General features: G+C 29.4%; 14 protein-coding genes. 3 read left to right on the top strand and 11 right to left on the bottom strand.

Translation table 11 applies throughout. The annotated features are described in order from the left end of the window. Nucleotides 1-2 precede the first annotated feature (2 nt). From WHD07_RS04270 to htpG, 4 genes are all read right to left on the bottom strand, one after another. Nucleotides 3-716, bottom strand: coding sequence for a carboxypeptidase-like regulatory domain-containing protein (locus tag WHD07_RS04270; RefSeq protein WP_343330197.1), 714 nt, complete (start codon nt 714-716; stop codon nt 3-5). A gap of 138 nt (nt 717-854) precedes the next feature. Next, on the bottom strand, nt 855-1364 hold the full coding sequence (locus WHD07_RS04265; protein ID WP_105049092.1) for a DUF3124 domain-containing protein: 510 nt from the start codon (nt 1362-1364) through the stop codon (nt 855-857). A gap of 107 nt (nt 1365-1471) precedes the next feature. Continuing rightward, nucleotides 1472-1813 carry a cupin domain-containing protein gene (locus WHD07_RS04260; RefSeq protein ID WP_343330196.1) on the bottom strand — a complete coding sequence of 114 codons (342 nt, stop codon included), beginning with the start codon at nt 1811-1813 and terminating at the stop codon, nt 1472-1474. A 246-nt stretch (nt 1814-2059) separates the two neighbouring features. Further along, entirely contained in the window at nt 2060-3964 is a 1905-nt protein-coding gene (gene htpG / locus WHD07_RS04255; protein WP_343330195.1) for a molecular chaperone HtpG, read from the bottom strand. 181 nt (nt 3965-4145) lie between these two features. On the opposite strand from htpG, the gene WHD07_RS04250 reads away from it, so the two are divergent. Beyond that, nucleotides 4146-5153: a beta-ketoacyl-ACP synthase III gene (locus WHD07_RS04250; protein ID WP_343330194.1), complete on the top strand. Its 1008-nt coding sequence runs from the start codon at nt 4146-4148 to the stop codon at nt 5151-5153. 307 nt (nt 5154-5460) lie between these two features. Beyond that, on the top strand, nt 5461-5823 hold the full coding sequence (locus tag WHD07_RS04245) for a CoA-binding protein (RefSeq protein WP_343330193.1): 363 nt from the start codon (nt 5461-5463) through the stop codon (nt 5821-5823). A 158-nt stretch (nt 5824-5981) separates the two neighbouring features. Here the strand turns inward: WHD07_RS04245 and WHD07_RS04240 are convergent, their stop codons facing one another. The 6 genes from WHD07_RS04240 to pyrR are packed head-to-tail and all read right to left on the bottom strand — an operon-like array spanning nt 5982 to nt 9818. Further along, nucleotides 5982-6752 (bottom strand): helix-turn-helix transcriptional regulator, encoded by a 771-nt coding sequence (locus tag WHD07_RS04240; RefSeq protein ID WP_343330192.1) that lies wholly within the window; start codon nt 6750-6752, stop codon nt 5982-5984. A gap of 15 nt (nt 6753-6767) precedes the next feature. Beyond that, nucleotides 6768-7682 carry a ribonuclease Z gene (locus WHD07_RS04235; protein WP_343330191.1) on the bottom strand — a complete coding sequence of 305 codons (915 nt, stop codon included), beginning with the start codon at nt 7680-7682 and terminating at the stop codon, nt 6768-6770. Beyond that, nucleotides 7679-7999: a T9SS type A sorting domain-containing protein gene (locus WHD07_RS04230; RefSeq protein WP_105049086.1), complete on the bottom strand. Its 321-nt coding sequence runs from the start codon at nt 7997-7999 to the stop codon at nt 7679-7681. The genes WHD07_RS04235 and WHD07_RS04230 overlap by 4 nt, the downstream gene beginning before the upstream one ends. An 11-nt stretch (nt 8000-8010) precedes the next feature. Then, a complete protein-coding gene (locus WHD07_RS04225) occupies nt 8011-8343 on the bottom strand; it encodes a DUF1829 domain-containing protein (protein WP_343330190.1) in 333 nt (110 codons plus the stop codon). Between the two features lie 3 nt (nt 8344-8346). Next, nucleotides 8347-9276 (bottom strand): aspartate carbamoyltransferase catalytic subunit, encoded by a 930-nt coding sequence (locus WHD07_RS04220; protein ID WP_105049084.1) that lies wholly within the window; start codon nt 9274-9276, stop codon nt 8347-8349. Nucleotides 9277-9278: 2 nt separating this feature from the next. Further along, nucleotides 9279-9818: a bifunctional pyr operon transcriptional regulator/uracil phosphoribosyltransferase PyrR gene (gene pyrR / locus WHD07_RS04215; RefSeq protein ID WP_105049083.1), complete on the bottom strand. Its 540-nt coding sequence runs from the start codon at nt 9816-9818 to the stop codon at nt 9279-9281. Nucleotides 9819-10009: 191 nt separating this feature from the next. Here pyrR and WHD07_RS04210 point away from each other — a divergent pair, with 191 nt between their 5' ends. Beyond that, the gene (locus WHD07_RS04210; protein ID WP_343330189.1) at nt 10010-11380 is read left to right on the top strand and encodes a tetratricopeptide repeat protein; all 1371 of its coding nucleotides are present in this window, start codon (nt 10010-10012) and stop codon (nt 11378-11380) included. Between the two features lie 99 nt (nt 11381-11479). Here the strand turns inward: WHD07_RS04210 and WHD07_RS04205 are convergent, their stop codons facing one another. Further along, entirely contained in the window at nt 11480-12520 is a 1041-nt protein-coding gene (locus WHD07_RS04205; protein WP_105049081.1) for a M28 family metallopeptidase, read from the bottom strand. Nucleotides 12521-12544: the final 24 nt, after the last annotated feature.

Below are 12544 nucleotides of genomic sequence, written 5' to 3'. Positions count from 1 at the left end.
ATTTAATTTTTAGAAGTTAACCTTTTCCACAAAGAACGTTTGGTTTTAAAGACTTCTTTAGTGGCAACTTTACCCATTATGATGCACGTGTCTAGTTTTAACTCTAAGTTATAATTTAGTTTTATATCTAATTTATTTTCTTTAATAACTACGTTTTCCGTTTTGTAACCTAAGTAGCTTATAGTTAAAACATCTCCTTTTTGCAAAGGTTTCGGAAATGTAAATTCGCCATCAAAATTGGTTGCAGTACCAATTGTAGTTCCTTTTAAGACAATACTAGCCCCAGGTAAAACACCGTCTGCATCACTAATAATTCCTTTTACAATTTGTGCTTCTTGCTTCTCTTTAGAAACAACTTTATTGATTAGTGTATCTTTATGAATTTCTGTTTTGTTTTTTTGTTCTTGTGCTTTCATTTCATTTATAGGAAACAAAGAAATAATTGACAAACCTAACCCAGCAAGCGCTCTAAATTGCCATCTATTTTTAGGAAGCGTTTTTTCTTGATAAGAAGTTAATTGCATTTTATTAAAAACACCGCAAGTACCGTTTTTTGGTTTCTTAAAATATTCAATAATTTGTTGCGAAGTCATTTTTGTAAAATCGATAACTTCTTTGTTACAAGAATTACAAAAGCCTCCGTTGTTGGTTTTTGTAAAATTGTCAAATTTTTCTAAACAAGGTGTTTTTATTGATAAATCAAATTGCGTTTTCATGATATGTTTTTTAATAATTACATATCAAAACTATTGAATAGAGTAGGAGTTTAAAAGTAAGAATGAGTAATGCGGTTTGTTTTAAAGGTAAAATATCGTTTTGAGTTAGTTTACCAAAGTTGTGATTTTTAATTACTACTATTTAATTCTTTTAGATTGTGTAGAAAAAGACAAACCTTGTTGTCCTTTTGTAGAATTCATAATGCCTTCAAATAAAGGTTCCGGACAGCCTTTTGGTGTTTTCCATTCAAAAATAAAATTAGAGCCTGTACCGCCTTCAGTATCAATTTCGTCTATTATAATTTCTGTAGTTTCTAATGGCGCTAAATAAATAGGCTTTTTAAAATACGTACGAACCGACTTACCATGTGTATCATAGTAGTTTGCTTTTAATAGATAGATAGTATCTGTATCACTTGTATTTCTTAAACTAACCATAGCTGTTAAACTATGTGTTTTGTGTTCTGAAACACTATAAATTTGAGAGTAAATAGAAAGGTAAGATTTTCCGTATTCTAAAGAATCTTTTGGATTGATATTCGCATATCTTTTGGTCCAATTCTTTACATTCATAGAGCTTACTTCTTTATCTTCTTTGCAACTTGTTATTAAAAGACCTAGTATTAAAAGTAGTATGTATTTTTTCATTTCAGTAATTTAAAAGCAGTTTATAATCTTTATAAAGATAGATATAACGAATTTACTCGTTTTTATCTTTAAAATCAAAAAGTACAAACAAATCTTAGTGTTTTGTATTAATTATCTGTTGCAATTCCAAAATAAACCCAAGTAACATTTTTAGAAAATGGATTGCTCATAGAATGAAACTCTCCTTGTTCGATAGTGATGCAATCACCAGAGATTAATATCATTTTTTTATTATTTACAATAAATTCTGCTTTACCAGATTGTATGTAAAAAACCTCATACATGGTGTCGTGCTTATGTGTTTCTACAGCTTGTCCTGGTTTAAAAGTAGCAGAACCAAACATCATTAATTGAGGAACATTTCCTTTTTCTATAAAAACCTTTTTCTTAATATCTGTGTTATGGCTTACACCTATTTCTGGTAAGCTGTTTGTATGTGTTAGTTTCATTGTGAGATTTAATTCTTAGCCCAAAAGTACAAAACATTAAAATTATCAAAAGAGAAAAATATAATATTTAAGTTTAATAGAAAAGAGGTTAGATGCTGTTTATTCTGATAAAAAAGGCAAATAAAAAAACCTCTCTGAATACACAGAGAGGTTATGGTATTATAAGTCATTGCGAGGTACGAAGCAATCTGTAAATTTAAAGAAACAGATTATTTCATTCGTTCCTCATTTATAATTACGTTTTTACTATTTAATCAATTGGTAAGAACGTTTAATAAAGTTTGTTAGCTCTTCACCATGTAAAAGGTTTTGAGATAATTTAGCCAAATCAAATGCTTGCGAAATCAAACCTTTTTGAGCAGCCTCATCTTTATTATTTAAGATTTCAGAAACAAATGGGCTGTTTGTGTTTACAACTAAATTGTACATGTCTGGGAAATTACCCATTCCCATCATTCCGCCACCACCAGAAGCTTGCATTTCTTTCATTCTACGCATAAATTCTGGTACTGTAATCATAAACGGAGAAGAGTTAGAATCCATTGCTTCTAATTGTACCGTATATGTTTTAGAATTTACTGCACCTTCTATAATTGGTTTTAAGGTAGCTATTTCTTCGTCAGATAATTTAGAAATGATGTTTTCGTCTTTCTTAATTAAATTATCAACATGATCAGCATCTACTCTAGAGAATTTTATTTTCTCTCCAGATCCTTCTAATTTTTGCATTAAATGCGAAATAATAGGAGAGTCTAACAACAATACTTCATATCCTTTTGCTGTAGCTTCTTGTATATAACTGTGTTGAGCTTCTTTGTTAGAGGTATATAAAATAATGTGATTTCCGTCTTTATCAGTCTGAGTATCTTTTGTTTTTTCAAGGAATTCATCAAAAGTAAAGAAAGCATCTGCAACTGTTGGATACAATGCAAATTTCTTAGCTTTGTCAAAGAATTTATCTTCAGACAACATTCCGTATTCAATAATTACTTTAATATCGTTCCATTTTGTTTCAAAATCTGCTCTGTCTTTTTTGAAAAGAGAAGCTAATTTATCACCAACTTTTTTAGTAATGTAACCAGAAATTTTCTTTACAGCTCCGTCTGCTTGTAAACCAGAACGAGAAACGTTTAAAGGAATATCTGGAGAATCGATAACACCTTTTAACATTTGTAAGAAATCAGGTACAATACCTTCTACATTATCCGTTACAAAAACTTGATTTTGGTATAATTGAATTTTATCCTTTTGTACATCCATTGATGGAGATAACTTAGGGAAAAATAAAATACCCGTTAAGTTAAAAGGATAATCAACATTTAAATGAATATGAAATAAAGACTCTTCAAATTGCATTGGATACAATTCTCTGTAGAAATTTTCGTAATCTTCATCACTTAAATCTGCAGGGGCTTTTGTCCAAGCAGGTTCTGTATTGTTAATAATTTTATCTACAGTAATTTGTTTATGAGGCTCTGTAGTTTCTTTACCATCTGCATCTTTTGTAGTTGCAGGTGTAAACTCAGGATCGTTAATTTCTTTTGTTCCAAATTTAATTGGTACTTGGTTAAAACGATTGTATTTATTTAATAAACCTTCAATTTTACTTTCTTCTAAGAAGTCTAAAGAGTCTTCTGCAACGTGTAAAATAATTTCTGTACCTCTATCTTTTTTATCGCTTTCTACTAACGTAAATTCTGGAGAACCATCACAAGTCCAATGTGCAGCAGGTTCGTCTTTAAAAGACTTTGTAATTAATTCTACTTTTTCTGCAACCATAAAAGCAGAGTAAAAACCTAATCCAAAATGACCAATAATTCCTGCTTCGTTGTCTTTATATTTATCTAAAAACTCTTCAGCTCCAGAAAATGCAATTTGGTTGATGTATTTTTCAACCTCATCTGCAGTCATTCCTAAACCTTGATCTTTAATGGTAATTGTTTTGGCCTCTTTATCAATGCTTACTTCAATTTTAGCATCACCTAGCTCTGTTTTTGCTTCACCGATAGCAATTAAGTGTTTTAATTTAGAAGTTGCATCTGTTCCGTTAGAAATTAATTCACGTAAAAATATTTCGTGATCAGAATACAAGAATTTTTTAATCAGTGGAAAGATGTTTTCTACCGATACATTAATATTTCCTTTTGCCATTTTATATTTGTTTTGTTTAAAATATTATTTGTAATTCTAATAGTCAAAAAAAATACCAAAGAGAATTTTATGACAAGATGACAGAATTATTATTTTATATGGCAAGTATCTTAATTATTTTTATAAATTAGTATTTTTATGTACTATAAGTTGCAAATTATCAAAAAATCAATATAAAATTATGTATAATTCAAAAATAACCGGACTTGGATATTATGTTCCAGAAAATATTGTTACAAATAACGATTTAAAAGAATTCATGGAGACTTCAGATGAATGGATTCAAGAAAGAACAGGAATAAAAGAAAGACGTTGGATTGACCCTAAATCTGATGATACTACAGCAGTTATGGGGGCAAAAGCATCTAAAATTGCTATAGAAAGAGCTGGTTTAACTAAAGATGATATTGATTTTATTGTTTTTGCTACATTAAGTCCAGATATGTATTTTCCTGGAGGAGGAGTTCAGGTGCAAGATCTACTAGAGATGCCTACAATTGGGGCTTTAGATGTACGTAACCAATGTTCTGGTTTTATTTATGCAATGTCTGTTGCAGATCAATTTATAAAAACAGGTATGTATAAAAACATTTTAGTAATTGGGGCAGAATATCATTCTGGAGGATTAGATAAATCTACAAGAGGAAGAAATGTTTCGGTAATTTTTGGTGATGGGGCAGGAGCCTCAGTACTTTCTAGAAGTGAAGAAGCAGGCAAAGGTATTTTATCAACTCATTTACATTCAGAGGGAAAACACGCTAAAGAATTGATCTTAGAAGGGCCATCAACCAAACATTGGGTACCAGAAATTTTAGAAGCAAACAATCCTGATGATGTTTCATATTATCCTTATATGAATGGTCAATTTGTGTTTAAACATGCAATTACTCGTTTTTCTGAAGCAATTGTAGAAGGTTTAACTGCAAATAAATTAGAGAAGGAAGATATTGATATGTTAATTCCGCATCAAGCGAATTTGCGTATTTCTCAATTTGTACAACGAAAGTTTAGATTGCCAGATGACAAGGTTTTTAATAATATTCAAAAATATGGAAACACAACTGCTGCTTCTGTAATTATAGCCTTAACAGAAGCTTGGGAAGAAGGTAAAATAAAAGATAACGATTTAGTTGTTTTAGCTGCTTTTGGTAGTGGTTTTACTTGGGGTAGTGTTATTATTAGATGGTAAATTTAGCCTAACTATTTAACTGAGCTTGTTTGGGAGCAAATAAAAAAGTTTTCTACAAGCTCAGACTTACAATCCCTTTTTTTTGATTAACCTTTATGGGGTATTTATTCTTTTTCAATATCTCAAAATAAAATCTATAAATCTCTCAGATTTTGTTAAAGTGTTACTCAGAATTAAAGGAGTTTCATCTTAACCTTTATAATCTAGAAAATATGGTTTTTTTCTTTTTATTAAAGTAATATTTTAATAGACTTTGAACTGAATTTTTAATTGTTTATATTAGTGATATAATTAAATTATTATCTAAATGAAAAACGTAACACTTGTTTTAGGAGCCTCTACAAACCCTAATAAATATTCTAATATTGCTATTAAAAGACTGGTAGATAAAAATATAGAAGTTGCAGCTATAGGAATTAGAAAAGGTACCGTTTTAGGTGTTGTAATTGATGATGAAAAAAAAGAGTATAAATCTATAGATACGGTTACTTTGTATCTAAATCCTAAAAGACAAGAAGAATATTATAGCTACATTATTGGGTTAAAACCAAGAAGGGTGATTTTTAATCCGGGAACTGAAAATATGGAGTTTGTAAAACTTTTAAAAGATAATAATATTGAGTCTGAAATTGCATGCACGTTAGTAATGTTAAGTACAAATCAATATTAAAAAGTAAACTGAATTGGTGTAACTTACTTCCCCTTTTTCAAAATATTGTAGTAACTAATAAAACTTTTTTTGTTTATCAGAAATAACCAATCCAATTTACTTAATCAGGCTAAATTAATTTATAAATAAGTTTCTTACAATACTCATATTGAGTAGGTTTATAGTAGGCTTAGATTGTTTTTAAAATAGTTAACTAGCTCATAAGTTGAGTTTAGATCTAATTTTTTTAAAATATTTCTTCTATGAGTGTCTACGGTATGTTTGCTAATATTTAAGTCGCTAGCTATTTTATTACTTGTTTTATGGGTTAGTAATAGACGAATAATATCTCTTTCTCTATGACTAATTACATTTAATAAATTTTCACTAGAAACATTTTTATAAAATAGGGTTTCATACTCGTTTTTGCCATTTAAGTATTTTGCACAAGCACAAATATCCATATTTAAGTTACCTTCTAAAACCGTGTAATGAGCTAAGCCAATAATTGGTTTTTGGTCTTTGTCAAATTGTAGAGGTGTGGTGTTCTGAATAATTGTTATATAATTTCCTTTCGAGTTTTTTATTCTGTAGTTCCAGGTATAACTCATTCTAGATCGCTTTTCATCTGTAAGGTCATTCATTGTAAAAGTCATTAAACTTTGCAAACAAGTTAGCCAAGGTTTAATGTCATCTGGGTGAAATAAAGACCAAAAATAATCCATTCCACCTTTTTCTAACTCATTATTAGAAATGCCTGTACACGCTGTAAAGTTTTTACTGATGTATTCAAAACTTTGATAAACGGTATTGGTAATACAAAAAAAAGTGGTGTTATAAGGGTAGTAAAAATCTAGTTCAATTAATTTTTTAATGTGTTCTTTAATTTCTACTTTAGGGTAAGTATCGAAGATTTCGTTATAAATTGAATTAATATTGAATGTTTTCAAATAAAATTAGATTAATTAAACATTAAATACTTTTCCTGGTTCCGCTAAGTTTGTATTTTCAAAAACCTCATTCGCTTCTTTTTTAAATAAAGAAATATCTTTATATCTGCCAGAATAATGACCAATAATTAATTCTTTTACGTTTGCTTGTTTTGCAATTTCAGCGGCTTGTTTTGTTGTAGAATGTCTTGTTTTTTTTGCTAAATCTTCTCTATCTTGTAAAAAAGTAGCTTCATGGTATAATAAATCTACATTTTTAATAATAGGTACAATATCTGGTTTGTAACTTGTATCGCTACAAAAAGCAAAACTTAAAGGTTTTGGAGGGTTTAAAGTTAATGCTGCATTTGGCACAACTTCTCCAGAAGGTAAAACAACATCTCTACCAGCTTTAATATTTAAATAATCAGCTTTATCAATTTCTGGATATCCGCTAATATTTAGCATGTTTAATTTTCTTGATTTTTCTTTTTCTGTAAATAAATATCCGTTTGTGTATACTCTATGTGTTAAAGGAATGGTACGAACAGAAACTTTATCATCTTCAAATATGAGTTCACTTTTTTTAGAAGTCAATTCATGAAAAATCATTGTATATTTTGCGTGAGACTGAGATATTTTTAATTGCAATAAAGTAACTTCTTTAATGCCTTTTGGTCCATAAATATGAAGCTCTTTCTCTCTGTTTAAGATTCCAAAAGTAGCTAACAATCCAACTAAGCCATAAAAATGATCTCCATGTAAGTGAGATATAAAAATATGATTAATCTTAGAAAAACCAACTTTATATTTTCTCATTTGACGCTGTGTGCCTTCGCCACAATCAATTAAAAAATGGCGATTGTTAATTTCTAAATATTGAGAAGTAGGAAAAGCGTTTAATCTTGGTGTTGCAGAATGACATCCTAAAATAGTTAGTGCTATACTCATCTAATAACAAGTCTTTTAGAAATAGTTTTCTTTTTATCTTGAATACTATAAATGTACATCCCTGTAGGTAAATCATTCTTGTAAAAAGGAATGGTGTTTTTGCCTGGTTTTATTAGGATGCTTTTTCTATATACGGTTTTTCCTAATACATTTTTAACCGTAAAATAGATTGTTGAGTTTGTAGTTGATAAAAAACTAACCTTTGTAGAATTTGTAAATGGATTTGGAGCAGCAGATAAACCATCAATAGATTTTTCTTGAGAAAAACCTAAAGTCATACTACTTAAAAATAAAATTAAAAGTAATTTTTTTATCATTTGTTTCTTGTTTAAAATCCTAACTCTCTTTCCATAGCTTCCATTTCTAATACATCTATTGCTTCTTGCAAAGTAGGAGTAATGTTTAATCTGTCAGGAAAATCGTCTATATTTACATTAGAGTTAACTATTACAAATGATGTGCCATTTTCCTTTTTTTGTTCTGCTATTCTCAAAAATAGTAAAAATTCTTTGATAGAAGCCTTACAATCATTAGAAATTTGTACAATAATGTTTTCTTTTTGACGTTTTTTCTCTTCGATTAAGAAAGAATCGTAAAATTCAGAGAAAGTGTTTTCTTCACAACTAATAATTGTGTAAGTTTCTTTTTGGTCTATTTGCATCACTTATCTTTTAACTTGTTGCGCTAATAAATAAATAACCGCCATTCTAACCGCAACTCCGTTTTCTACTTGATTTAAAATAATAGATTGGTTAGAATCAGCTACATCACTTGTAATTTCTACACCACGGTTTATAGGCCCTGGATGCATGATTACAATCTTTTTATCTAGGTTGTCTAAAATTTCTTGGTTAATTCCAAAAAGCTGAGTGTATTCTCTAGTTGATGGAAAATATTTAATATCCATTCTTTCATTCTGAACACGTAAAACATTGGCAACATCGCACCATTCTAATGCTTTTTTTAGGTTGGTTTCTACCTGTACACCTAAACTAGAAATGTATTTGGGTATTAACGTTGTGGGCCCACAAACCTTTACCTCTGCACCTTGTAATTGCAATGCAAATATGTTAGATAAGGCAACCCTAGAATGTAAAATATCACCTACAATAACAATTTTTTTCCCCTTTACACTTCCTAATTTTTCTCTAATAGAGTAAGAGTCTAATAAGGCCTGTGTTGGGTGTTCATGCGTACCATCACCAGCATTTATAATTTTAGCATCTACGTGTTTAGATAAAAATACTCCTGCACCAACACTTGCGTGTCTCATTACAACAATATCTACTTTCATCGCTAAAATATTGTTTACGGTGTCTATTAAAGTTTCTCCTTTTTTTACAGATGATTGCCCTGCAGAAAAGTTAATAACATCAGCAGAAAGTCTTTTTTCTGCTAATTCGAAACTTAATTTTGTACGTGTACTGTTTTCAAAAAACAAGTTGGCAATGGTAATATCTCTTAAAGAAGGCACTTTTTTAATAGGTCTATTAATAACCTCTTTAAAATGATCTGCAGTTCTAAAAATAAGATCAATATCAGTTGATTTTAGATACTTTATTCCCAATAAATGTTCTACACTTAATTCTGACATAATTATTTTAATTCTATATAAACTGCGTCTTTTTTATGGGTCTCTGCCCAAGTTACCAACACTTTTTCTTTATTAATAGCATCTACTTGTCTACCTCTATAATTAGGCTGAATAGGTAAATGTCTACTAAAACGTCTGTCTATTAATACTAATAACTCTATATTATCTGGTCTTCCGTAGGCTTGCATTGCAGTTAATGCAGCTCTTACGCTTCTTCCAGAGTACAAAACATCGTCAATAATTACTACATTTTTACCTTCAATAATAAAGTCCATTTCAGTGGCAGTTGCTGCTAAAGGCGCATCTCTACGTCTAAAATCGTCTCTGTAAAAGGTAATATCTAAAAGTCCTAATTGTAAGCCTTCAACGTGGTAAGTAGTTTTTAATAAATCAGCTAATCTTTTAGCTAAAAAACTACCTCTTGGTTGTAGACCAATTAAAACGGTATTAGAAAAATCGTTATGATTTTCGATTAACTGACACGCTAATCGATGTAAAATTATTTCAATATCCTTTGAGTTAAGTAAGGTTTTTTTGCTCATAAGAAAGCTATCAATTTAGCCTGATAGTTATTGAAAATCAAAATTACTGTAAATAAATGTATGTGCAAAATTTATATCTACTAAAATGGTAACACTTCAATGTTAATTAAATTGTTGAAAACAAATGCGCCTAAATAAAAAGGAAGATAAGAGTTGTAGTATCTTTAAATATAATGTAAAAACCAATAGTTATGTCCCTCTTAAAGTTTGAATCGATGCTCAAAACCAATTCGGTTTATTTTTTTGATTTGGTAGAATTTGAAGAAATAATTGTACATTATTTAGATGCAGGTAAACATGCACTTGCTAAAAAGGCAGTAAAACTAGGGTTGCAACAACACCCTGCTTCTGTAGATTTAAAATTATTACAAGTAGAGATTTATGTTTTTGAAGATGAGTTAGATAAAGCCTCTATGTTGTTGAAAATTATAGAACGTTTAGAGCCAAATAATGATGAGGTTTTTATACAAAAAGCAACGATTAGTTCTAAAAAAGGAAATCATAAAGTAGCTATAGATTTACTTAAAAAAGCACTTACTTTTACAGATGATAAGGTAGATGTTTGGTCTCTTTTAGGCATGGAGTATTTGTATTTAGATGATTTTAAAAACGCACGATTAACGTTTTCTAAATGTGTAAATGTAGATTTTGAAGATTATTCTGCCTTGTATAATGTGGTGTATTGTTTTGATATGGAACAGGAGCATGAAGAAGCCATTATCTATTTAAATACCTATGTAGAAATAAACCCATATTGTGAGGTTGCATGGCATCAACTAGGAAGGCAATATTTTATCTTAGAAGATTATGAAAAAGCATTAACCTCTTTTGATTATGCTGTTTTAATTGATGAATCTTTTATTGGTGGATATTTAGAAAAAGCAAAAACTTTAGAACAGTTAATGAGGTATAAAGAAGCTATTGATAATTATCTAATTACTTTAGAGTTAGATGATGCAACTGCTTTTGTGTATACTAGAATAGGCGAATGTTATGAAAAATTACTAAATTTTGAAGAAGCTATTTCATTTTATAAAAAGGCGGTTCATGAAGATCCTTTGTTAGATAAAGCTTGGGTGTTATTATCTAATTTGTATTTTATAGAAGAAAATTATGAAAAAGCAGCATATTATCTTTCTAAAGCATTAAAAATAGAAGAGGATAATGCTTTATATTGGAAACGTTATGCAGAAATAAATTTAAAACTTAATTTTTATGAAGAAGCTTTAACGGGGTATAAAAAATCTTTAAGTTTATATGATGATGGTTTAGAAAGCTTTATTGGTTTAGCAGATGTTCTGTCTTTTTTAGGCGAATTTACAGAGGCAATTAGCATTCTAATAAAGGCACAAAAAAAGCACAGAAATACAGCAGAAATAGAATACAGGTTGGCAGGCTTGTTTTTTATTCTGAATAAAGAAAAATATGGTTACAAGCACTTAATTACTGCTTTAAAAATAGATTATGATTACCATATTGTTTTAAAAGAATTGTATCCTATTGTTTATGATAATGAAAAAGTACAAAAGCTTTTAAATAATTATAAAAAAGCAATGGAGTAGTACGGTGTTAAATTTACTTTAAAGCTTCTTTTTAAATATATAAGAAAACCTCACAAATTTGTGAGGTTTTTTGCTTTTTGTTAGTACAGTTTATTGACTTTATTTCTTTTTTGGTTGTGCCTTATCAACAATTAATCTAGATTCTCTATTGGCAACTTCCCAAGCGGTATAAAAGACTAAGCGTGTTCTTTTTGCTAATAAATCATATTCAATTTTGTCTGGTGTGTCAGAGGGTTTATGGTAATCATCATGTGTTCCGTTAAAGTAAAAAATAACAGGTATGTTGTGTTTTGCAAAGTTATAATGATCAGATCTGTAGTAAAAACGATTCGGATCATTTTCATCATTATATGTATAATCTAAATTGATATTGGTATATTTAGTATTTACATTTTCAGAAATTTGGTGAAGCTCAGTACTTAATTTATCAGCACCAATTAAATACACATAATTAGAGTCTAAAGTATGCGCTTTATCAACTCTACCAATCATATCAATATTTAAATCGCACACTGTGTTTGCTAAAGGAAAAACAGGGTTTTCTGTGTAGTATTTAGAACCAAGTAATCCTTTTTCTTCACCTGTAACATGTAAAAATAATACAGATCTTTTTGGACCTTTGCCTGCTTTTGCAGCTTTTTGAAAAGCTTCTGCTATTTCTAAAATTGCCATAGAACCAGAACCATCATCATCAGCTCCATTATAAATTTTACCATTTTTTATTCCTTCATGATCTAAATGTGCAGAAATAACAACAATCTCATCTGGTTTTTCTGTACCTTTAATATAGGCTAAAACATTTTCAGAATCTTTTAATTGGCCACGTCTAGAGTTTTTGTTTAAAAATTCGGCAGAAACTTCCTGAAAATAGTCATCGCCTCCTAATGGAGAAGCAATTCCTTGACTTACGTAAAAGTCTTTTAAATATTTAATCGCTTTTTTTTGTCCAGGTTCTCCCGTATTTCTTCCTTCAAACTCATCAGAAGCAAAAATGTACAAATGTTTTTTTAAATTTTCGGCTGTAATTGTAGCAGCATATTTAGCAGAGTAATCTGTGTTTATATCTTCTTTAGAAGCGTTTTGACTAGAGCTACACGCTATAAAAAATAAAAGACTAAAAGAGTAAAGTAGTTTTTTCATTGAATTGTTTGAGTGAGTATTAAA

The organism is Polaribacter staleyi (assembly GCF_038024045.1).
GTDB classification, from domain to species: Bacteria; Bacteroidota; Bacteroidia; order Flavobacteriales; family Flavobacteriaceae; genus Polaribacter; species Polaribacter butkevichii.
Note: the sequence above shows the minus strand (reverse complement) of the source record. Positions and strands in the feature narration are given on the sequence as shown.